The sequence below is a fragment of the Bacillus sp. SIMBA_026 genome (assembly GCF_046535335.1).
Lineage (GTDB): Bacteria > Bacillota > Bacilli > Bacillales > Bacillaceae > Bacillus > Bacillus velezensis.
Map to the genome: position 1 here is coordinate 1 of NZ_JAWRWX010000314.1, position 255 is coordinate 255.

The 255-nt window shown below is 62.7% G+C and carries 1 protein-coding gene; it reads right to left on the reverse strand.

Going from position 1 to position 255, the window contains the following annotated elements; genetic code table 11:
- Positions 1 to 16: 16 nt before the first annotated feature.
- The coding region (locus SB847_RS21625; protein ID WP_410578743.1) for a hypothetical protein at positions 17 to 255 on the reverse strand (239 nt) is incomplete at its 5' end.

Consider the following 255-nt stretch of genomic DNA (forward strand, 5'->3'; position numbering starts at 1 on the left):
GGGGACGCTTTGTCGCTCAGGAATCATCCGGCTTTACTTCGTCATTGGCGGCCACAGGATCCGAACCATGAACCGGACCTTCGACGTCGGGTCCCGCGACGTCCTGGCCGGGTAGTTCCTCGACTGGCGGTTCCTGGGTTGGCGCCTCACCGACTGGTGCCTCTTGGCCCACTGCCTCACCGAAACCGAGAATCGAAGGGACGATCTCGCGGAGCCGTTCCAATTCGATGGCGCCCTGGCGGACAACCCTGAAAG